18 protein-coding genes are annotated in these 20,807 nt (G+C 60.6%); 7 read left to right on the top strand and 11 right to left on the bottom strand.

Translation table 11 applies throughout. The annotated features are described in order from the left end of the window. Positions 1-37: 37 nt before the first annotated feature. From ftsE to H586_RS0116430, 4 genes are all read left to right on the top strand, one after another. Complete coding sequence (ftsE, locus tag H586_RS0116445; protein ID WP_027182564.1) at positions 38-745, top strand: cell division ATP-binding protein FtsE; 708 nt, start codon at positions 38-40, stop codon at positions 743-745. Then, a complete protein-coding gene (locus tag H586_RS0116440; protein ID WP_011366290.1) occupies positions 739-1,617 on the top strand; it encodes a cell division protein FtsX in 879 nt (292 codons plus the stop codon). Before ftsE ends, H586_RS0116440 begins: the two co-directional genes overlap by 7 nt. A gap of 103 nt (positions 1,618-1,720) precedes the next feature. Beyond that, positions 1,721-3,388 (top strand): dihydroxy-acid dehydratase, encoded by a 1,668-nt coding sequence (gene ilvD / locus H586_RS0116435; RefSeq protein WP_011366291.1) that lies wholly within the window; start codon positions 1,721-1,723, stop codon positions 3,386-3,388. Between the two features lie 428 nt (positions 3,389-3,816). Next, the gene (locus H586_RS0116430) at positions 3,817-4,746 is read left to right on the top strand and encodes a helix-turn-helix transcriptional regulator (RefSeq protein WP_011366292.1); all 930 of its coding nucleotides are present in this window, start codon (positions 3,817-3,819) and stop codon (positions 4,744-4,746) included. 83 nt (positions 4,747-4,829) lie between these two features. Here H586_RS0116430 and H586_RS19650 read toward each other — a convergent pair whose 3' ends face one another. Continuing rightward, positions 4,830-5,828, bottom strand: coding sequence for an RluA family pseudouridine synthase (locus H586_RS19650; protein WP_034619581.1), 999 nt, complete (start codon positions 5,826-5,828; stop codon positions 4,830-4,832). Between the two features lie 96 nt (positions 5,829-5,924). Further along, positions 5,925-7,601: an FG-GAP repeat domain-containing protein gene (locus tag H586_RS0116420; protein WP_027182563.1), complete on the bottom strand. Its 1,677-nt coding sequence runs from the start codon at positions 7,599-7,601 to the stop codon at positions 5,925-5,927. A gap of 131 nt (positions 7,602-7,732) precedes the next feature. On the opposite strand from H586_RS0116420, the gene H586_RS0116415 reads away from it, so the two are divergent. Continuing rightward, positions 7,733-9,022, top strand: a complete 1,290-nt coding sequence (locus tag H586_RS0116415) for an NOL1/NOP2/SUN domain family protein (RefSeq protein ID WP_011366295.1) — start codon at positions 7,733-7,735, stop codon at positions 9,020-9,022. Here H586_RS0116415 and H586_RS0116410 read toward each other — a convergent pair whose 3' ends face one another. Then, positions 9,023-9,796, bottom strand: coding sequence for a 3'(2'),5'-bisphosphate nucleotidase CysQ family protein (locus H586_RS0116410; protein ID WP_027182562.1), 774 nt, complete (start codon positions 9,794-9,796; stop codon positions 9,023-9,025). It lies immediately after the preceding gene. Positions 9,797-9,913: 117 nt separating this feature from the next. On the opposite strand from H586_RS0116410, the gene H586_RS19645 reads away from it, so the two are divergent. Continuing rightward, positions 9,914-10,378 carry a C40 family peptidase gene (locus tag H586_RS19645; protein ID WP_158303350.1) on the top strand — a complete coding sequence of 155 codons (465 nt, stop codon included), beginning with the start codon at positions 9,914-9,916 and terminating at the stop codon, positions 10,376-10,378. A gap of 65 nt (positions 10,379-10,443) precedes the next feature. Here H586_RS19645 and H586_RS0116400 read toward each other — a convergent pair whose 3' ends face one another. Continuing rightward, positions 10,444-10,731, bottom strand: coding sequence for an HU family DNA-binding protein (locus H586_RS0116400; RefSeq protein WP_011366298.1), 288 nt, complete (start codon positions 10,729-10,731; stop codon positions 10,444-10,446). A 243-nt stretch (positions 10,732-10,974) separates the two neighbouring features. Between H586_RS0116400 and H586_RS0116395 the strand changes: the two genes are divergently transcribed. Beyond that, entirely contained in the window at positions 10,975-11,607 is a 633-nt protein-coding gene (locus tag H586_RS0116395; protein WP_027182561.1) for a MerR family transcriptional regulator, read from the top strand. A 145-nt stretch (positions 11,608-11,752) separates the two neighbouring features. Here the strand turns inward: H586_RS0116395 and pdxA are convergent, their stop codons facing one another. The 7 genes from pdxA to ade all read right to left on the bottom strand — a co-directional run bounded on the left by pdxA (position 11,753) and on the right by ade (position 20,804). Further along, a complete protein-coding gene (gene pdxA, locus H586_RS0116390) occupies positions 11,753-12,766 on the bottom strand; it encodes a 4-hydroxythreonine-4-phosphate dehydrogenase PdxA (protein WP_027182560.1) in 1,014 nt (337 codons plus the stop codon). A 68-nt stretch (positions 12,767-12,834) separates the two neighbouring features. Further along, complete coding sequence (locus H586_RS0116385; protein ID WP_027182559.1) at positions 12,835-14,118, bottom strand: four-carbon acid sugar kinase family protein; 1,284 nt, start codon at positions 14,116-14,118, stop codon at positions 12,835-12,837. Continuing rightward, positions 14,115-15,086 (bottom strand): 2-keto-3-deoxygluconate permease, encoded by a 972-nt coding sequence (locus H586_RS0116380; RefSeq protein WP_011366302.1) that lies wholly within the window; start codon positions 15,084-15,086, stop codon positions 14,115-14,117. Before H586_RS0116380 ends, H586_RS0116385 begins: the two co-directional genes overlap by 4 nt. Positions 15,087-15,215: 129 nt before the next feature. Further along, complete coding sequence (locus tag H586_RS20290; RefSeq protein WP_162147981.1) at positions 15,216-15,995, bottom strand: DeoR/GlpR family DNA-binding transcription regulator; 780 nt, start codon at positions 15,993-15,995, stop codon at positions 15,216-15,218. Between the two features lie 368 nt (positions 15,996-16,363). Further along, positions 16,364-17,572, bottom strand: coding sequence for an SO_0444 family Cu/Zn efflux transporter (locus tag H586_RS0116365; RefSeq protein WP_027182558.1), 1,209 nt, complete (start codon positions 17,570-17,572; stop codon positions 16,364-16,366). A 283-nt stretch (positions 17,573-17,855) separates the two neighbouring features. Continuing rightward, positions 17,856-18,395 carry a bacterioferritin gene (locus H586_RS0116360; RefSeq protein ID WP_011366305.1) on the bottom strand — a complete coding sequence of 180 codons (540 nt, stop codon included), beginning with the start codon at positions 18,393-18,395 and terminating at the stop codon, positions 17,856-17,858. 696 nt (positions 18,396-19,091) lie between these two features. Then, positions 19,092-20,804, bottom strand: coding sequence for an adenine deaminase (gene ade / locus H586_RS0116355; RefSeq protein ID WP_027182557.1), 1,713 nt, complete (start codon positions 20,802-20,804; stop codon positions 19,092-19,094). Positions 20,805-20,807: the final 3 nt, after the last annotated feature.

Raw genomic sequence — 20,807 nt, 5'->3', positions numbered from 1 at the left:
GCCTTTGCGCCCCCTTTTTCCGTAGCGGAATCCACACATGCTTAACGCCCAGCATCTTTCCCATAATTTCGGCCCGCACTGGGCTTTGAAAAATGTTTCCTTCCGGCTTGATAAAGGTGATTTTCTGTTTCTGTGCGGGCCTTCGGGCGCGGGCAAGACCACTCTGCTGCGTATGCTGTACGGCGCGCTGCCGGTATACCGCGGCTCGCTGAGTGTGGCCGGTTTTGACCTGCGCAATCTCAAAACCCGTCAGCTGCCCGCCCTGCGCAGACAGGTGAGTGTCGTTTTTCAGGATTTTAAAATTCTTCCGCGGCGCTCGGTGTATGACAACATTGCCATAGCGCTGGAGGTGCGCTGCCTGCAGCGGGTGCATATCGACCGCAGAGTGCGCGCCGTGGCCCGCGGACTGGGGCTGGAGAACAGGCTTGCAGCGCCCTGCAGTGAACTTTCCGGCGGCGAACAGCAGCGGGTGGCGGTAGCCCGCGCCGTTGTGGTCAATCCGCAGATTCTGCTTGCGGACGAACCCACGGGCAATCTGGACCCTGAACTGGCTTTGCGTATGCTTGATATTTTCAGACAGTTCCATTCGTACGGCACAACGGTCATTGTGGCCACGCACAACAGAGAACTGGTGGAACGGCACCCCGGTGCCCGTGTGCTGCGGCTGGACGAAGGCAAAATAACCTATGCCAACTGGACAGGAGCCGAAATTTTTGAAGGTTCCGAAGCGGAGGATGCATGGTAGGCATCATTCTGCGGCTTTTCGGCCGGGGCGTGCGCGATATGGCCGCCCATCCTCTGGCACAGGTCTTCACGCTTCTTGCCGTCACGCTGGCCGTCTTCCTTGCCGGACTTTTTCTGATGGCGTTTGTCAATCTGGATCAGGCGCTGGGCACGGCCCGTGGCAAGGCCGTTTATCAGGTATACTGGCATGCCGATGCCGACATGAAAACAGTGCGCTCGCAATGGGACAGCTTCGGACATATGCCGTGGCTGACCGAAGTGAAAACGTATACTCCCGAAGAGGCACTGGAAACGCTGTCAGGCAACCTTTCTTCGGTAGGCGGGGTGGATACATCATGGATAGGTAAAAGTCCGCTGCCTCCCACCGCGGTTCTTGTTTTTGAACCCAAAGCAAAGGATATGAGCGGCTGGCACGATGAAACCATGACGTACCTTTCCGGACTGCCGGGCGTTCAGCGTATCGGGGCAAGCCCCGTGCGTGACGATCTTGCCCGTGCGTGGAACGTGTTCAGCCGTAATGTCATGTGGCCGGTCATAGGTTTTCTGGGGCTGGTGCTTTCGCTTGTGGTGGGCAACACCATCAAGCTGTCTCTGGTCAGCCGTGAAACGGAAATTGAAATTCTGCACCTGGTGGGTGCACGCAACTGGTACATACGATTGCCCCTGCTTATCACCGGCGGCATTCAGGGCCTCTGCGGGGGACTGCTGGCCACCGGCCTTTTATGGGTCACATGGATGCAGATACGCAACGTGTTCATGTTTCCGCCGGTAAGTATGCAATTGTCTTTTCTGCCTGTGGAGCAGGTGGCCATGCTGGTGGCCGTGCCTGCGGTCATGGGCGTTGTAAGCAGCTGGATAGCCGTGAAGCGCTGATCCATTCAGTGCGTTGCCGCAGGGTTTCCGGTAGCTTTCCGGCGGGTGTCTTTCCTTCCGGCCGGCTGCGCGGGCTTTGACGTCAGCGCGCACAGAGGACAACATGAGAAGCAAGAAAATGACACACGGGCTTGAAAAAGCCCCGCATCGTTCGCTGCTGTACGCCCTGGGCCTGACCCGTGAAGAACTGTCCAGACCGCTTGTGGGGGTGGTCAATTCCGCCAACGAGGTGGTACCGGGACACATCCACCTGCACACCATTGCCGAAGCAGTGAAGGCCGGAGTGCGCGCCGCGGGCGGCACACCCATGGAGTTTCCCGCCATAGCGGTATGCGACGGGCTGGCCATGAACCATGAAGGCATGCGTTTTTCGTTGCCCAGCCGCGAAATCATTGCAGATTCCATTGAGATAATGGCCACGGCTCATCCTTTTGATGCGCTGGTCTTCATACCCAACTGTGATAAGTCGGTTCCCGGCATGCTTATGGCCATGCTGCGTATGAACGTGCCGTCCATTCTTATCAGCGGCGGCCCCATGATGGCAGGCACGGGCAACGGCAAGGCCGCAGACCTCATCACCGTGTTTGAAGGTGTGGGCATGGTGCGGCAGGGCAGAATGACGGAAGACGAACTGGAGCAGCTTTCCGAGACGGCATGTCCCGGCTGCGGGTCGTGCGCGGGCATGTTCACGGCAAACTCCATGAACTGTCTTTCCGAAACCATAGGGCTTGCGCTGCCGGGCAACGGTACCACGCCGGCCAATTCCGCAGCGCGGGTGCGGCTGGCCAAACATGCCGGCATGCGCGTCATGGAGCTGCTGGAGCGCGATATAAAGCCGCGTGATATCGTGACCGAAAAGGCCGTGGCCAACGCTGTTGCCGCGGATATGGCGCTGGGCTGTTCCACAAACACGGTACTGCATCTGCCCGCTGTATTTGCCGAGGCAGGGCTTGATCTTACTCTGGGCATTTTTGACGAGGTAAGCCGCAAGACCCCCAACCTGTGCAAGCTCTCGCCCGCCGGTGACCAGCATATACAGGACCTGCACCGTGCAGGGGGTATTCCCGCGGTCATGGCCGAACTGGACAAGGCGGGGCGCATACACCGCGACGCACTGACCGTCACAGGCCGTACCGTGGGCGAAAACCTTGATGCACTGGGCGCCGCGGTGCGTGACCACGATGTCATCAGGCCCATGGAAAAGCCGTATTCGCCGCAGGGCGGTATTGCCATTCTGTACGGGTCGCTTGCGCCGGAAGGGGCCGTGGTCAAGCAGTCTGCCGTTGCACCGGAAATGATGCAGCGTACAGCGCGTGCCCGTGTGTTTGAATCAGAAGAAGCCGCCTTTGAAGCCATTATGGCGCAGCGGATTGAAAAGGGCGATGCCATCATCATACGCTACGAAGGGCCGAAAGGCGGTCCCGGTATGCGCGAAATGCTGTCTCCCACCGCAGCCATTGCCGGCATAGGGCTGGGGGCCGATGTGGCGTTGATTACCGACGGGCGTTTTTCCGGCGGAACCAGAGGTGCCGCCATAGGGCATGTATCACCCGAAGCTGCTGACGGCGGCCCCATAGGGCTGGTGCGTGAAGGGGACATGATCGAGATAGACATCCCCGCCCGCAAGCTGGACCTGCTGGTTGACGAAGCAGAAATGGAGCGCCGGCGTGCTGCATTTACGCCCGTGGTGAAAGAGGTCACCTCTCCGCTGCTGAAACGCTACAGCCGTCTGGTGACGTCTGCCGCCAACGGTGCCGTGTACAAGCGCTGACCCGTTTTTCTGTCCTGAATGACCTCGGGCACCGGCATAGTTCCGGTGCCCGTTTTTTTATGCATCACAGTTCCGAAACAGAAAGAGCCTCCGGCAGGGCGGGCTGTTTTCCCCGTCCCATCAGCAGGCCCCGTACATACGGCACGCAGACAGAAGCGGGGCCACGTTGCCGGACCACTGTGCGTTATGACGCTGCCTGTCATGCTGCCGCCCGCGCACGCCCGTACAGTCAGCTGATCGCGGCACAGCGTGCGCAACGGGGGATGCGGGGGGAATCATTCCCCTTGCCCGCGGAGGGCAAACCGGTTCTGAAACAGGGTACTTGCGGATGCTGCCGATGCGTTTGTCGTGACGCAGGGCCTCCGGTTGCCCGCAGCCGGTGTTTGCAGTAGTTTCTTACGCATCGGGAATCAACAACAGGAAGACGTATGAAAAACCTGCTTTCCACACGCGAAGTTGCCCAGTTTCTGGGTGTGAACGAGAAGATGGTCTACACCCTTATTTCCGACAAGGGGCTGCCTGCGACCAAGGTCACGGGTAAGTGGCTTTTTCCTGCGCACCTTGTGGAGCAGTGGGTGGAAAATTCCACCATCAATTTTCCCCGCCGTCACGAATCCGCCCCCCCTGCAGAGGGTGTGCTGCTGGTGGCGGGAAGCAATGACATTCTTTTTGAGCGAACCCTGCGGCTGTTTATGGACGCCCAGCCGGACTATATTGCCGCTTTTGCCAACATGGGCAGTATGGGGGGCATCAAGGCGCTTCGTCGGGGTGTCTGCCATATGGCGACCAGCCATCTGAAGCAGGAAGACGGTGCGGAGTACAATTTTGCCCATGCCGAACGTGAGCTTGAAGAGCGTCCGGCTGTGGTCAATTTCTGCCTGCGTGAACAGGGGCTGCTGGTGCCGCGGGGGAACCCCGCCGGTATTTCGTGCGTGGCAGATGTGGCCGGTGGCGGGCTGACGGTGGCCAACCGCCCTCTGGGTACGGGCACGCGGCTGCTGTTTGATTCCGAGCTGGCGGCGGCCGGTATAAATCCCGCGCGTCTGAAAGGGTACGAAAACGAATTTTCGCGCCATATGGATGTGGGGCTTGAAGTCCTTTCCGGCAGGGCGGATACAGCGCCCGCCATACGGGCCGTTGCCGGGCTGCTGGGGCTTGATTTCATTCCGCTGGGGTGGGAACGGTTCGACCTGCTCATTCCGCGCGATACGTTTTTTGAACGTCACATACAGCTGTTTATGGGATTGTTCACCACGCCGGAATTTGCAGCACTGGCGGGGCAGCTGGAAGGGTATGACACCAGCCGTGCCGGCAGGGTCGTTTTTCCGGGCGAGACGCTGCGCGAGACCCGACGTTGAGAAGGAAGCGGCATTGCCGCGAACCGGTTTTTATCTGCCTGCCTGTTTCGTCGCCCTAAGAGCGTGCGTCACCGGCAGGCTTTTCAGTCTGCGGGCCGCAGCGGCGGAAACCGGCACTGCCGGAGAGTCTGCGGGGCAACAGCCCGGCGGCCCTGCCATGGCGGCGGGCAGAAGAACTCACGCCCGAAGGGGGCGGGCAGAACCAGCCGGAAGGCGTGCAGCAGCATCCCCGCTCTGCATGCGGGAGCACCATACTTCACATCGCCGATGACGGGATGGTTCCGTGAGGCCAGCTGTACCCGTATCTGGTGTGTGCGTCCGGTGGCAAGCCGTATGCCCAGCAGGGTGGCGTTGTCGAGGCGCAGCAGCGGCACCACCTGACAGAGAGCTTCTCTGCCCTTCGGCGGAGCCGTATGCGGCTGCCCGCTGCCGGCGGGCAGTGCGTGTATTTTTTCCTTTCCCGGCGTTCCTTCTTTCACCAGTACATCTGTCAGCGTCAGCGCCTCCTGCTCCGGCCAGATACCGCACACCCACGCACAATAATCCTTTATCAGGCTGTGCCCGTTGCGGAAAAGGTCCTGCAGGGTGCGCAGGGCCGTATAGGTTGTGCCGGCCAGCAGCAGCCCCGAGGTGTTTTTGTCCAGCCTGTGGGCCGGTGCAGGCATGAAGTCGGCGCCGGCAAAGTGTGCCGCCAGACGGGCGGTGACACAGTCTGTGTGTCCGGTGCCCGGTTGTACGGGCAGGCCTGCGGGTTTGTTGATGACCAGCAGACCGTCGCCGCTGGCAATGATTTGCGGCAGCGGCGACGCAGAGACCGCAGGAACGGCGCAAGCCGCATCGCAGGAAGGCTCTGCGGCGGGCCGCACCGGCGGTATGCGGACCACGTCGCCCTCTGACACTCTGTCATAAGGTTTTGCGCGGCCTTTGTTTACACGGACTTCACCCTTGCGGATGATGCGCATCAGAAACTGCTGCGGCACACCGGAGCCCAGTCTGCGTTGCAGAAACTGCAGAAGCTTTTGCCCTGCCTCTGCCCGGGTGACCTCTATGTGGCGTACCCCGCCTGTTGCCGGTGCGGTCATATCTGCTCCGTGGGATGTAAAAGGCCCGGACGAGTGCGTCCGGGCCGTTCTGTCTGTTCTATTCCCGCCCTGCGACCACAGGCAGGCGCACAGGTGTTATTCCTCGCGGAATGTCCGGTCGATGGCGGTGCCGGGAGCGGCGCTGTCGAGGTCAAGCGGATAGGCCAGCACCTGCGTTTTGCGCGAGCGGACGCCCAGTTCGCCGGGGTGCGTGTTAATGGCCACCACAAGGTCCTGAATGCCGTCGTTGTTCACGTCTGCCACGTCAAAGCCGATGATGGCGCCTTTGATGCGGCGGGTTTTCCACTGCAGGGAAAGGCCTACGCCGTCCCAGTGCAGTGCGTGAATTTCAGACTGCGGGAAAAAGCGGTAGCGTTCGAAGAACTGCGCCGCCGTGGAAATGGGCCGGACCACCAGAAGTTCATAACGGCCGTCACGGTCAAGGTTCACGGCGCGCATGTTCTGGGGAATGTAATACATGTCGTCAATGAGCACGGTGTCTTCACCCAGACCGGGCATGCTCATGTCGATGGGAATGCCCACGGAAGAGCCCGAATAGGTTTCCTGCGTCTGGGCAAGCCGTCCGCCGCGCTCGGTGTAGGTGACAAGGTGTTCGCGGTCGTTGAGCACCACCAGCTTGGGGCCTTCGCCGTCGCTGGCGGGCAGCCACGTGAAGTTGAGCACATTGGTGCCTTCGGGCAGGTTCAGGCTGCGTCCCAGCTCCATGGAACCGCCCATCTTGAGCACTTCGTGCACCTTGCCGCGGAAAAGTTTGGGCCGTCCGACGGCCTGTCCCACCAGTACGGGCATGTAGTCCGGCGGCGTTTTGACCACGTTCATGTAGTAACGGATTTTTTCCGCCACCACGGTAAACGTGTTGTTGCTCCAGTTCAGGATAAAGCTTTTGGGTTCCTGCGAGCTGTCATAGGCGTTTACCACTATTTCCATAATGCCGTCGCGGTTCATGTCGAGCATGTTGATGCTCAGGCAGGTGATGGAAAGCGGCAGCTGATGTTCGCCGGCGGGTTCCAGCATTTTTCCGTCAAAGCGGTATGCGCGCACCACATGCTCGTCCAGCAGCATGACGGCGTTTTTGCCCGTGCCGTCCAGATCGCCTACCACCATGCCGCGTGCGGCAAAGGGCAGCGACTGGCTGCGCATGCGGGTGTCCACATTTTCATTGCCTGCATAGCGGAATTGCGGGTTAAGATACACCTGCCTGCCGGCGTCGGATTCGTTGTGCATCAGGTTGGGGTTCATCTGATTGACAGCCTGCGGCGCCGGAGCGCTCTGGGCGGCGGTCTGCATATCCGCGCGTTTGAAAACGTCACGGTTTATCTGGTCGGAAACATCTTTGAGCGCGGGAATCAGCTGCAGCACGGGGGTCTGTTTGCCCACGGGAGCCACATTGCCTGCAGTGTCCAGCACGCGCACGTCCAGACTGGCTTCAGAGCCCATAACGGTCACGTCGCCCCATACCAGATAATCGGCATTCAGGGCGGAACGGGCAGCAGCGGCGGCGTTTTCGTCGGCGGGATACTCCTGCGCGGCAACGCTGCTCTGGGCTATGGATTCAAAGTTATCCTTCAGATACAGCCGCGAGGTAAGCATCTGCGGAACGGCTTTTTCCAGATATTTGTACTGGTCGGGGCCATGTATCTTGAAAGGCAGGACTGCATAGGTCTTCAGTCCGCCGGCATCGGCAACGGAAGGCAGTACGGCCGTAACGGCCAGCAGCAGGAGTGCCAGCGGAAAACGCAATATACGGTGCATCAAGGTCTCCTTGGTCGCAATCTCGGGAACATGCATCGGCAGCGGACACGCTGCCGTGACTGTCCTCTCATAATACCTCTTGCTGATGCAAGCAAGCTTAGGGTAGACGCGCAGCAAAAACAGGAGTGCAAATGGCAGAATCCCCTCAGGCGCGGTCGTTCCGCGTAGTATGTCCTGCCGGACAGGAATCGCTGGTTGAAGCCCTGCTGCACAGTCAGGGATACGAGTTTGAACCGGAGCCGGTATCGCCCTGGACCCGCAGGCTTACAAAGGAGCCCAGACCGCTGGGCAGCAGTCTGGCAGCTTTTTTCGGACTGATTTACATTCAGGACAGATCTTCCATGCTGCCGCCTCTGGCGCTGGCGCCGCAGAACGGCGATGCCGTGCTGGACATGTGTGCAAGTCCGGGCAGCAAAACGGGCTTTCTGGCGCAGCTGGCAGGGCCGGACGGTTTTGTGATGGGTAACGAACCCAACGCGCAGCGGCTGGCAACCCTGCGTCAGAACCTGTTCAACCTGAACCTGCCGCATACGGCCACCTGCGGCTACGCCGGAGAATCCCTGCCCCTGCCGGATGCATCATGGCAGAAAATCCAGCTGGACCCGCCATGCAGCGGCTGGGGCACCGTGGATAAAAACCCCAACGTGATGAAGCTGTGGCAGGGGGATAAAGTCAAGCCGCTTGTGGGCATCCAGCGGCTGCTGCTCAGAGAGGCTGCGCGGCTGCTGGCTCCGGGCGGGGTTGTGGTTTATTCCACCTGCACGACCAACGTGCAGGAAAATGAAGAACAGGTGCGCTGGGCAACGCAGGAACTGGGGCTGATCCCCGAACCGCTGGCACCGTTTGAAGGTTTTGTTTTTGAAGACCCGCTGCTGCCGGGGTGCGAGGGAACGCTGCGGGTGGATGCATCCCGTTCATCGGCACAGGGATTTTATATCGCGCGTTTCCGCAAAGAGGGCGATTCACCGCCGCCCGAACCTGTTTCTGCCATGCGGGTGCAGGGAATACACAGACAGGCATTGCGCGGACCGTGTGCAGATCCGGACATGCTGCCGGACGGCGAGGTGGCTCTGTTCGGTTCCGCGGCCATGTTTCTGCCGCAACAGGCCCTGAACTTGCTGCCCGAATCCTTCCGCTGGCGGGGATACCCGCTAGGCAAGGCTTCGCGCGGCGAGGTGAGGGTCTCACCCCGGATGCGCTGCATGATGCCCCCCGCAGATCAGTGCGCCGCAGGCGCGTTGAATGTGGAAGAGCCGGAACTGATAAGCGGCCTGCTGTCCGGCCAGAGCATTGATCTGGCCCGCGGTGCGTATGCGGGCAGCGTGGATGCATCCCTGCCGGAGGCCGGACTGTATTTCAGAGGGCTGCCGCTGGGCAGGCTGCGTATCAAGGGGCGCCGTGCCTTGTGGGCGGAGCGCTGATCATCCCCGCGCTATGAAAAGATCGTTGAGCAGAGAGCTTTTGCCGTATCTGAGGGGGCGGCCGTCCATATCGGTCACAGTGCCGCCCGCTCCGCGCAGAACGGCTTCTCCGGCGGCGGTGTCCCATTCCCATGTGGGGTGCAGACAGGGATACATCTGGGCCGTTCCCTCGGCCAGCAGGCAGAACTTGTAGGCACTGCCTGCCATCAGGCGCGTATGGGGCAGACCATCCATGTAGGCATCCAGTTTGGGTGTTGCGGACACCCGGCTTTGCAGCACCACCGGTTGTTTTCCGGAAACGGCGGGGGCGGTATGCAGGCGCACCGGCATGCCGCTTTCATCTTCGCGCCATGCGCCCGTGCCGGGCAGACCGTAATAGGTAAGCCCGCGCGCAGGCACATGGACAACTCCGGTCAGAGGCATGTCGCGGCGCATGAGTGCCACACAGACACTGTAGTCTGCCTCTCCTTTCAGATAGCCTTTGGTGCCGTCCAGCGGGTCCACCAGAAAATACAGCCCCCAGCCCCGTCGTACCTCGGCAGGGGGAATGGATTCCTCTTCTGAAATAACGGGAACAGAAGGAGCCATCTGTGCCAGTCCGGCACACAGAACGGCACTGGCCGCCCTGTCCGCCTGAGTGACGGGCGAGTCGTCGTCCTTGTGCCATATGGCGGCTTCACCTGCCTGCACAATGGCCTGCTGACGGGCGGCGATTTCTTTTCCCGCCTGTCTGGCTATGCGGATCATCCCGCTCAGGGGTACGTTTTCAAACATGGCGTGCTCCGGGGATACAAGCTGGCTATGCGTCCATCTTACTGGTAATAATACCTCATGTGTAATCTGTCACTGCCATGCCGTCTCAGGGCTGTCCGTACATTGCTGTGCGCCGTCATGCTGTTTTTACTTGCCGGCGGATGCGGACACAAGACTGTGCTGCCGCCGGTAGCGGCCGGCGGCGATTCCGTGCTGCCGGCGCAGGGCCAGCGGCACAGGCTGGCCGTGGTACGCACTGCGCAGGCTCTTGTGGGTGTGCCCTACAGATGGGGCGGCAGTTCGCCGCAGCAAGGGTTCGATTGCTCCGGACTGGTCTGGTGGGTTATGCGGCATAACGGCATTGCGGTGCCGCGCATGACAGACGGGCAGGCGCAGACCGGTACCGCGGTGGCCCCTGCGCAGGCGGCCGCCGGTGACATAGCGGTTTTCCGTATCGGATACGGCGGGCTGCACACTGCCGTCATAAGCGGCAGCGGCACCATGGTGCACAGCCCGAAGTCGGGCAGCACCGTGCGTGAAGAAAGCTACCTTTCGCGTTACTGGCTTCCCAGACTTGTCACGGTGCGCCGTATTCTTCCCTGACGGTACATGCTGATAAAAAAACGGCCGCGGAATTTTCCGCGGCCGTCAGACGTTCACAGGGTGTGTTATCTGTTCACACCATCGACCAGGCTTTTCGCCGGCGAAAATTTGACCACCTTGCGGGCAGGAATGGTCATGGGCTGGCCCGTCTGGGGGTTGCGGCCCTGCCGTTCGGCGCGTTCGGCTACGGTCAGCGCGCCGACATTGGGCAGACGCACGCCTTCGTTCTTTGCAATGCCGTCGGCCAGAACCTGACAAAAGGCATCGTACGCTTTTTCAGCGCTGACTTTGGTTTCAAACACTTCAGGCAGTGCATCTTTGAAAGCCGCAACAAATTCAGCTTTGGTCAGCATGTGGAGCTCCTCCTTCAATGGAACTTTGTTTCCCCCCGGAAAAAGCCTAGTACCAATAGTTACCCACTTCTATGCAGTGTCAGACAGACCTTGTCAATCGGGGGCCGCCCGAAAATCCGCCCCATATGCGCCTTTCCCCGTTTTTTTCCGGTTCATGTTGCCATCGCGTGGCGAACAGATTACGGTTACGGCAGTATCCTGAGCATTCTGTCTTCTCGGGGCTTCACCCGCAGGGAGGAAACCATGCCGCACCGCACTGCCGCAGACACGCTGCTGACCATAGCGGAACTGGCAGCCAGACATGACCTGCCGGAATCCACTGCGCGTTACTACTGCAAGCGCTTTCTGCCGTTTCTGCCCCATACGGGCGAAGGAAAACGCAGGCGTTATCTTCCTGAAGCACTTGAAATATTCTCGTTTATCGTTGCCGAAATACGGACGCATAAAAACGCCATGACCGTGGAGCACGCTCTGCGGCGGCATTACGGTTCTGCGCTGGGCGCCGCGCCGGACTGCACTCCGCAGGCAGAACTGCCGACCGCGGCCGCGGTGCCGTCGGCGGTGCAGCTTTCTGCCGAATATGTGCATCAGGGGCAGGCGGCGCTGTTCGCTTTGCTTGAGCAGCAGACCAAAGCCATGGAAAGCATTGCGGAATCGCTTGCGGTAATGAACCGCAAGGAAGAAGGCATAGCCGCGCTGGAGCAGACTCTCGGAGCGCGTGAAAGTGAGATAGCCGAACTGCGCAAAGAGGTCGTGCAGCTGAAAAGCCTGCTTTCCACAGCCGAGCAGGTGCATCAGCAGGATCTTGACCAGATGCGCAAGTGGCTGAGCAAGATCGCGGGCGAGCGTTCCGGCATGCGCGGACAGGATATGTGAGCGGCCTGCCGCCTGTTGCGGTGTTTATGGCCGCTGAAAACCCCGCCGGACGGACGCTCCGTTTTTCCGGCGGGGTTTCTGACGCCGTGGGTGCGGCGGAATGTTATGTCGTTGCGGTGTTCCTGCGGGCTTTGCGCCCGCGGCATCACATGGCGCTGCGGCTTATATGTGCCCAGCTGTTGCCCAGACGGGCTGCTGCGCGGACCGCTTCGATCATGCTTTCTTCGCTGGCAATGCCTTTGCCCGCAATATCAAACGCCGTGCCGTGGTCAACAGAGGTGCGGATGACCGGCAGCCCTATGGTGATGTTGACGCCGGTGTCGAAATACAGCGATTTGAAAACGGCGTGCCCCTGATCGTGATACATGGCGATGGCAAACCGGTACTGACCGCGTACCATGCGCGGGAACAGCACATCGGCCGGAACCGGACCTTCAGCCGGTATGCCCTCCGCCACGGCCTTCTGTACAGCGGGGGTTATGATGTCGCGCTCTTCCGTGCCGAACATGCCGCCTTCTCCGGCGTGCGGATTGACTCCGGCCACTGCCACCGTCTCCTGCGGTGTGCCCAGTGCCGTCGCCAGCAGATGGGCCAGCCTGATGCGCTGGTACACGGCATCCACGGTAAGTGAATCAATGGCGGAACGCAGCGACTGATGTGTGGTCACATGAAACACATATCTGTCTTCCGCGGCCAGCACCATGGCATAGTTGCGCACTCCGAAGCTTTCTGCCAGCAGTTCCGTGTGTCCGGGGTGGGTGTCGCCGCCCATATGCAGCGCTTCCTTGTTCAGCGGGGCAGTCACTATGCCCTGAATGTCGCCGCGTTTGGCCAGTTCTATGGCTCCGTACACATAGGCCGCAGCTGCGCGGCCTGCTTCCGCTGACAGCGTACCCGCCACAACGCCGCGTAAGGGTCCGTGCGGCTGAAAAACGGCCACACCGTCAGCAGGCAGCGTATCCAGCGCTTCCACTCCGTCCACAAGTATGCACCTGCGGCCGTTCATATATCGTTTGTGCGCCTGCATAAGCGCCATATCGCCCACCACAAGCGGTGTGCACATGGTGTGAATTTCATCGCGTCCGAGGGCCTTGGCTGTTATTTCCGGTCCGATTCCCGCAGGGTCGCCCATGGTCAGCGCTAAAACAGGCAGTTTCACTCTCTGCTCCTTGGTTCTGTATGGTATGGCGGGCAGCCCCGTCAGCGGCGGGCTGCCCGGCTGTATTGTCAGTCCAGTTCACGCAGGGTGCGCACGGCCTGCACCAGAGCGCCCTGCGTGCCGAAGCCGCCTGCTTTGGTGACCACTTTGACGCCGTCCGCATGTCCTCCGCTGAGTCTGCCCACAGGTATGCCGGGGCTGACTTCGGCAATAAGGTCCATGCCTGCCGTGTTCAGGTGGGCCAGCATGGCGTGGGCCATGTCGCCCCCTGTGAGCACAAGGCCGGACGGTTTTTCCCCGTCCTGCAGCAAAGCCAGCGCCTCGTGCACCACCTGAGTGGTGCGCGCGGCCACACGCGCGGTAAGGGGGCGGCGCTCCAGCCCGATGCCGGCACCTCTTTCCAGCAGGTCCTGTACTTCTTCCCGGTTGCCCGGTGTGGCCACCGCCACGTCTTCGCCCCGGCGCAGCATGGATGCCAGCGTCTCGGCCTTGGCGCGCAGTGCCGTCTGCCAGTGCCTGTCGTCAAGCAGCAGCTCGTCGGCGGTAACCAGCAGCAGTCCCGTTCCTTCGTGCTGCAGCTGTTTCAGCTGTCCGCGTGATACGGGGTTGACCGAACCCACCACCGTGACAACGGGGCGCCTGCCTGCTGACGATTGTGCCAGACGGGCCGCCACCGGAGCGGCAAGTCCGGCGGAGCCCACAAACAGCGCCCGCGGGGCAAAGCGGGCCACAAGGCTTTCCAGCAGGGCAATATCCTGCGGGTCTGCTGCATCGGCCACAATGATGGCGCTCCTGCGCCGCGCTTCTGTGAATATGCTCTCCAGATAACTGTCGCCTCTGGTCATTTCTGCCAGCGAAAGCCCTATGGCAGGACGCGAGGACTGAGCGGCAAGCAGGCTGGGGATATGGCTCTGCCGCACGGGCGATACAGGGTCCGCTCCGATGGAGGTGCGTGATACCGGCTCGCCTCCGGCCAGCAGATAACCGCCGATGAGAGTTCTTCCGTTTTCCGGAAATGCCGGACACAGGAGGGCCAGTTCCAGCCCCCATACGTCCATGACCGCATCAATTTCAGGCCCTATCTGCCCGCGCAGAGTGGAGTCCACCTTTTTATACAGCGGTTGTACTCCGGCCGCCTGCAGCCGCTGTGCAGCCTGTTTCACGGCCGCATATGCCTCCTGTGGGGGCATGGCGCGGCTTTCTGTCTGCACCACGGCCACGTCCACACCGTTCAGGTCTTCCGCCGACCAGTTGTGCGTCAGAATGCGCGTACGCAGTCCGGCTTTGGCAAACTGCACGCCGGTGTCACCTGCGCCTGTCAGGTCGTCGGCGATAACTGCGTATCTGGTCATGCGCGCTGCTCCTGCGGGGGATGTGCAGCATCATAGCGCTTGCACATGTAGTGCGTCATCAGCGGGCACAGTATGGCTGTTACCAGCACCGCCGCTGCAACCTGTGCGGTGGCCACCGCCTGAAAAGGCGCATACGAGGGGTCGGCCTGCACCACCACAAGAACGCTGGTGATGGAGTTGCCCGCAGTGGTTCCCGCAGCAAAGCCTATGCCCGGATTGGAGTTGCGGATGAACAGCCTGTAGCCGGCAAAGCACAGAAAACCCGTGACCAGCGTTACACCGATGCCCAGCAGCACGCCTGTGACGCCGCCTGTCACAAGGTTTTGCAGGTTTATGCCCGTGCCCAGCGCAAAGGCGAAAAACGGAATGGTAATGGCTGCAGTGGGCTTCATCATTTCGGCAAACTTTTTATCCAGATTACCCAGTACAAAGCCGACAATAAAGGGAATGACCGTTCCCACGATGGCCTGCCACGGTACGTTGGCATGTCCGGAAAGGCCCAGTGCCAGCAGAATGAAAAAAGGCCCATCGTTAAGGCCGCTGGCAATGTAGGCGCCGCGGTCCTCATCTGTGCCGTACTGTCCGGTAAGGGCCAGCCACAGACCGCCGTTGGAGTTGGTGAAGGCTATCATGGCGGCCAGCAGCGATACGCCCAGAATGCCTTCGCGTCCGAAGATGTTGCCGTACAGAATAATAATGACGGCAGGAATGAACGTTTTGGTAAGCAGCAGGACCCCGCAGCGCTTGAAAACGCCCGTGCTTTGTCTGGCGTTTATCTGGGCGCCTGTGGCCAGTATGAGCAGACCGATGAGCGGCAGTGCGCTGTTTTTGAACAAGGCGGTGGTAAACGACCCCAGCCCCAGAAATCCGGGAAAAAATGTGCCTGTGACCGAACCCAGAATGAGGGGCACCAGCATCATGCCGCCGGGCAGCCGCTGCAGCCAGTCAACGATGGGAACCTGTTTCATCCTCTTCCTCCTTGGTTACCGGCTGTCAGTCTGTCAGCCGGGGTTGGCGTGACCGCGGCGCAGCTGTGTGCGCCGCCATAAGGCAGGCAAAGCGAATCCGCAGGCGGCCGCAGCTTCCGGCGCGGCCTGTCACCGCCGTCTGCTCCCTTCCAGAGGCACGAATTCGAATCGCCCGGCTTCCGACAGCTTCGCTTTCTGCTCATCTGTCAGGTCGTCGTCCATAATGCACAGCGAAAACGCCGAAAGCGGCGCTACTCTGCCCAGAAATGCGCAGTCCACTTTGGAACTGTCGCCTACCAGAATGCTTGAAGCGCTGTTGCGCAGTACCAGCTGCTTCAGCGCCAGCCGTTCCAGCATGCGGTTGGTGGCACCGTGTTCCGCGCTAATGCCCGCGGTGGCTATGACGGCCATGTCAAAGCGCATGCCGAACGAGTCCAGCTGTGTCACCGGCAGGGTGCCGGTCACTGTGCGTGATTCCGCATGTACTTCGCCGCCCAGCAGAATTGTGCTGATGTAAGGCCAGCGCAGCAGCTGCAGGGCAATGTTCAGCCCGCAGGTGACCACCGTAAGCGAGGTTTTTTCCACAAGAAACGGCAGCATGGCCTCCGGCGTTGTTCCGCCGTCGATGAAGACCACACTGCCTGAAGAAATATGTGCTGCCGCAGCCTGTCCGATGACACGCTTTTTGTCTCTGTTCCAGCAGGTGCGGCGCATGAAGCCCGCTTCGCCTTCGATGGCGGCAAAGGCTCCGCCATGCGTTCTGTTCAGGTAGCCTCCGGCTTCCAGTTCGGCCATGTCCCGCCGGATTGTTCCCACAGAAACGCCCAGCATCTCCGCCGCCTCGGTTGCCCGTATGGCGGAGCGTGTTTCCAGCAGGGCGAGAATCTGCGTGTGCCTGTATCGCTTCATGAACACCTCGTGCGTTTTGTCTTGTGCAAAACGCAGCCCGACCGGCGGCGTAGCGTCTCCGGTCATGGCTGCACCCTAGCAACCGGTACAATACGATCAAAGAATGATCGCTTTTGATCGTTTTTTACCTGTTTCTGTCGTTTTTAACAGCGGAAGAAGTGTGCTGCTGCCGTATGGCGGAGTGCGGGTGTCGAGTGCGGCCGTCATGGTATGCGCAGGCTGTTGCGCCTGCAACCCGGGCATGCGGCGTTTAGGACATGCCGGATTCTGACGGCACGCGTCGGTGTGTGCCGGCGCAATAAAAGCGCCCCGCCGGTGAAGCGGGGCGCAGTGTATTCAGAAAAGAGGACGGCCGTGATGCAGGGCGGCTAGTGCCCGCATGAGCACCCGTGGCTGTGCCCGTGTGCGTTGTGCCCCCGCCGGAAGATTCCGGGCAGGGTGCGGTAGGCCACCAGTCCCAGCAGCACCACCGCGGAAGCAATGGCGATAACGCCGTGTGATTCTTCTTGTGCGGCCCCCACCCATGAAGTGATGCTGAGTCCCAGATAGGCATACAGCCAGTTTACCGCCAGACCGAGTGCAATGGAACATACCGCGATGCTGGCCAGATACACGGCGGCAACCTTGCGGCCCATCAGTCTGGCAACTACCGTGAAAGTCGCCGCGTTGGTCGCCGGCCCTGCCAGCAGAAAGACCAGCGCGGCACCGGGTGAAAGTCCCTTGACGGCCATGGCCGCAGCCACGGGGGTTGAGGCGGTGGCGCAGACATACAGGGGCATACCCACCACCAGCATGACCAGCATGCTCATAAGGCCGTCACCAAGATAGCTGGCAAAAAATGTGTCGGGAATAAGCGTGGTGATGACGGCAGCCAGCAGAATACCCACCATGAGCCATTTGCCGATGTCCGCAACCAGTTCGCCGAAGCCGAACCGCATGCCGCTGCCGAATTTTTCCCGCATGGTGCGGGGGGCGGGGCTGTCATGTCCGCACGACCCGCAGCCGCAACCCGCAGATGCTGCGTGCTCCGCGGCGGGAAGCACAACCGGTGCGGGCATAATACCGTGAGTGTGTTCTGTTCCGGCATGCGGGCCGCAGCTGCAGCCCTGATGTGTCGCTGCGGTGGCAGCGGCCGCTGATGAAGCCGCCTGAGGGGATTCTTCCTCCGGCAGGCTGTTTACTGCCACTCCGGCGATGATGGCCGTGAAAAACGAGGCCACCGGCCGGACAACCGCCATGACGGGGTCCAGCAGTGCGTAGCTGACGGCTATGGAGTCAACGCCGGTTTCCGGCGTGGAAATCAGAAACGATGTGGTGGCGCCGCGGCTTGCTCCCTGCTGGCGCAGCCCGGCAGCGGCGGGAATAACTCCGCATGAGCATAAAGGCAGAGGCACCCCGAAAAGCGACGCTTTGAGCACCGGAAGAAAGCGCCCTTTTCCCAGATGGCGCGCCACCAGATCTTCTGGCAGATAAGCTTTAAGCAGACCGGCCACAAAAAAACCCAGCAGCACATAAGGTGATGCGTCCAGCAGGATGTCCCATACGGCGAATGCGTAGCGGGCTAAAAGTTCAGACATGGTTCCTCCCGTGAGGCGTGTGTTTTATGAACAAACATACATATGAGCAATCGTTCATATGAAAAGTACGCCCCGGCTATGTACTTGTCAAGACAGTGGTGCGAAAAGGCGCAGGAAGCGTCGCGGGTATCCATGCAGAAAGGGGGATTGCCGGTCTGCGGCTTTTTCCGGAGCATTACGGCCCGAGCATTACGACCCGATCATTACGACCGGCTGACTGAGACGGGGGACAAAAAAAAGGAGCAGGATAGTTCCTGCTCCCTGATGACCGGTGCGGGTGCTGTTATGCGCCGCCCTTGGCCACGGCAAAGCCCTGCGGGGTAAGTCCCGTGGACGAGGGGGTTCCGGCAATGCGCGAAAGATATGCATCGCCCAGAGTTTCAATGTGATTGTTTTCATTGTCAAAGTAGCTCAGGTGCAGCTGCTCTTCCTCAATGATGGTCTCAAACAGTTTGGCGCTGATGCTGTCGCCGTTTTCGCGACAGACCTGCAGAAACTGGTTGTAAGCATCAATGGTATCGTCTTCGAGGTCGGTGTCGAAGGCATAGATTTTTTTAACATCCTGACGCTTTTCAATGGTGCCGGGATAGTCTGTCACGGGTTCTCCGCCCAGTTCTTTGATGCGCTCGGCAAAGGCTTCCGCATGGCGCATTTCGTCAATGGCGATCAGCTTCATTTTGCCTGCCATTTCGCCGTAGTCCATATCGTCCAGCCCGTAGTGCTGGTTCATGTACTGGTGAATGGCCTGAAGCTCCATGGCGCGGGCCTTGTTCAGAACTTCAATGACATTGGCGCGTCTTTCTTCTCTTCCTGATGCGGTCATGAATACCTCTCTTGAGTTTGCTGACGGAACAACGTCGTGCTGTGTGGCCGTCCGCCCGTGACATATCCGGTTACGGACTTTGCGCCCAGCCGACGGGCTGTCTGTGATGACGAAAGTCAGTACCTGTATACCGCGCCGGATGGCCCGTGACAAGGGATGTGTACATAAAAGTACGTTACGGTTGCACAGTCTCGCCGGAGGCTGCTTTTGCTTCGGGGGCTTTCATGTCTCCGACGGGCAAGGGAAATGATTCCCCTTGCATCCCCCGTTGCGCGATTTCTGCCGCGGTGGGCTGACTGTTAGGGGGCGTACGCTGGCGGCCGTCCGGGGGGAAAGCGGCACAACGCGCTGCGGGCGTTTCTGTGCCGTGCGCGCAGGGCGTATTGAGGGTGCAGGGAGATCATCTCCCTGCCCGCCGGAGGCTGCTTTTGCTTAGGGGGCTTTTATGTCTCCGACGGGCAAGGGGACTGATTCCCCTTGCATCCCCCGTTGCGCGATTTCTGCCGCGGTGGGCTGACTGTTCAGGGGCGTACGCTGGCCGCCGTCCGGGGGGAAAGCGGCACAACGCGCTGCGGGCGTTTCTGTGCCGTGCGCGCAGGGCGTATTGAGGGTGCAGGGAGATCATCTCCCTGCCCGCCGGAGGCTGTTTCATCTCCGGCGGGCAGGTTGTTCAGCTGCGGCCGTGCGGCCGGAGCCTCAGGCTGTCCACAGGGGGACGATTTCGAATTTGTGGACGTCCACAAGGCCCTTGTCGGTAAGCTTCAGCGAGGGGATAACGGCAAGAGAGAGGAACGCCAGCGCGGCAAAGGGGCTGCTGAGCTTGTATCCCAGTGTGGCAAGCGCTTCGTTTACGCCGCGCAGACCGGCAAGCACATCCTCCACGGGGGCATCGCTCATCAGTCCGGCAATGGGCAGCGGCAGTGATGCCAGCACGCGGCCGTCACAGGCGACGGCAAGACCGCCGCCGATGCGCTGCACTTCTTCCGCGGCGGTAATCATGTCGGCATCGTCCATGCCCGCCACTATCAGGTTGTGCGAATCGTGCGATACGGTACCGGCCAGTGCGCCCTTGTGCAGCCCCAGACCGGCGGTGAATCCCAGCCCCACGTTGCCGGTGCCTTTGTGGCGTTCAAAAACGGCCAGTTTGGCAAGATCGCGTGAAGGATCGGCCACTGCGGCACCTTCGCGCAGGGTGGGCGGCAGTTCCAGAGCATGGGTTATCACCTGTCCCGGCACTATGCCGATGACGCGCAGGTTGCCGTTGCCGGCCGCCACATGCAGCGAGTCCGTGTTCAGACCGGCCACATGCACGGTGTTGGCGCTGAAGGCTGCGCTGTGCCCTGTGAAGTCGATCTCTTTGACATTGCGCCCGCCCAGATAACATTCGGAGATGCGCATGGTCTGCAGGTCGTCCAGCAGGACAAAGTCTGCGCGATAGCCCGGGGCCACCGCACCGCGACGGTGCAGCCGGAAATAGCGGGCCGTGTTTATGGAAGCCATCTGCACGGCTCTGACAGGGGGAATGCCGGCAGCCATGGCCTTGCGCAGTATGTCGTCCATGTGTCCGCTTTCCATCAGGTCGTTGACCACTTTGTCGTCGCTGACAAAAGAGACATTCTGGGTATTGAATTCGTTGAGGACGGTGACCAGCTCTTCGAGGTTGTGCTCCTGCGAGCCGCCTTCGCGGATCATCAGGTGCATGCCTTTGCGTAGCTTTTCGCGGGCTTCGTCCGCATCGGATGTTTCGTGATCGCTTGCGGGGCCGCCCAGCACATAGGCATTCAGCGCTTTGCCGCGCAGCAGGGGGGCGTGGCCGTCAATGACGTGAGAAGCTGCTGCCTCCAGTTTTGCCATTACTTCGTCGTCGCGGAAAAGTACTCCGGGATAGTTCATCATTTCCGCGAGTCCGGGCATGCGGTCGGGGTAGCGCGAAAGAAAATCCTGCACGTCTTCCGCCCGCAGGGTGGCTCCGGCTGTTTCCATGTGTGTGGCGGGCACGCACGAAGGCATCATCACATAAACGGACAACGGCAGACCGGCGCTGGCGTGCAGCATGTATTCAATGCCTTCAGCGCCCATGACGTTTGCTATTTCGTGGGGGTCGCACATGACCGCGGCAGTGCCGTGGGGCGCGGCCGCGGCGGCAAAACGTGCGGGTGACAGCAGGGTGGATTCAATATGGATATGCCCGTCGATCAGACCGGGAATGCAATGGCGTCCGTTTCCTTCAACAACGTGCAGGGCTTCATATTCTTCAAATCCCACAACAATGCCGTCTTTGACGGCGATGTGCGCGTCGTGGATTTCGCCGGAAAGCACGTTGACCAGCCTGACGTTGCGGACCAGCAGATCCACGGGGCTTTCATCCTGCGCCGCGCCGATAAGTGTGTTCATGGTATTGTTTTTCATGTC

The organism is Oleidesulfovibrio alaskensis DSM 16109 (genome assembly GCF_000482745.1).
Lineage (GTDB): Bacteria > Desulfobacterota > Desulfovibrionia > Desulfovibrionales > Desulfovibrionaceae > Oleidesulfovibrio > Oleidesulfovibrio alaskensis.
Note: the sequence above shows the minus strand (reverse complement) of the source record. Positions and strands in the feature narration are given on the sequence as shown.

Coding starts and splice junctions, on each gene's coding strand:
- ftsE (WP_027182564.1), top strand. CDS start 38: ATGCTTAACGCCCAGCATCTTTCCCATAATTTCGGCCCGCACTGGGCT.
- H586_RS0116440 (WP_011366290.1), top strand. CDS start 739: ATGGTAGGCATCATTCTGCGGCTTTTCGGCCGGGGCGTGCGCGATATG.
- ilvD (WP_011366291.1), top strand. CDS start 1,721: ATGAGAAGCAAGAAAATGACACACGGGCTTGAAAAAGCCCCGCATCGT.
- H586_RS0116430 (WP_011366292.1), top strand. CDS start 3,817: ATGAAAAACCTGCTTTCCACACGCGAAGTTGCCCAGTTTCTGGGTGTG.
- H586_RS19650 (WP_034619581.1), bottom strand. CDS start 5,828: ATGACCGCACCGGCAACAGGCGGGGTACGCCACATAGAGGTCACCCGG.
- H586_RS0116420 (WP_027182563.1), bottom strand. CDS start 7,601: ATGCACCGTATATTGCGTTTTCCGCTGGCACTCCTGCTGCTGGCCGTT.
- H586_RS0116415 (WP_011366295.1), top strand. CDS start 7,733: ATGGCAGAATCCCCTCAGGCGCGGTCGTTCCGCGTAGTATGTCCTGCC.
- H586_RS0116410 (WP_027182562.1), bottom strand. CDS start 9,796: ATGTTTGAAAACGTACCCCTGAGCGGGATGATCCGCATAGCCAGACAG.
- H586_RS19645 (WP_158303350.1), top strand. CDS start 9,914: ATGCTGTTTTTACTTGCCGGCGGATGCGGACACAAGACTGTGCTGCCG.
- H586_RS0116400 (WP_011366298.1), bottom strand. CDS start 10,731: ATGCTGACCAAAGCTGAATTTGTTGCGGCTTTCAAAGATGCACTGCCT.
- H586_RS0116395 (WP_027182561.1), top strand. CDS start 10,975: ATGCCGCACCGCACTGCCGCAGACACGCTGCTGACCATAGCGGAACTG.
- H586_RS0116385 (WP_027182559.1), bottom strand. CDS start 14,118: ATGACCAGATACGCAGTTATCGCCGACGACCTGACAGGCGCAGGTGAC.
- H586_RS0116380 (WP_011366302.1), bottom strand. CDS start 15,086: ATGAAACAGGTTCCCATCGTTGACTGGCTGCAGCGGCTGCCCGGCGGC.
- H586_RS20290 (WP_162147981.1), bottom strand. CDS start 15,995: ATGAAGCGATACAGGCACACGCAGATTCTCGCCCTGCTGGAAACACGC.
- H586_RS0116365 (WP_027182558.1), bottom strand. CDS start 17,572: ATGTCTGAACTTTTAGCCCGCTACGCATTCGCCGTATGGGACATCCTG.
- H586_RS0116360 (WP_011366305.1), bottom strand. CDS start 18,395: ATGACCGCATCAGGAAGAGAAGAAAGACGCGCCAATGTCATTGAAGTT.
- ade (WP_027182557.1), bottom strand. CDS start 20,804: ATGAAAAACAATACCATGAACACACTTATCGGCGCGGCGCAGGATGAA.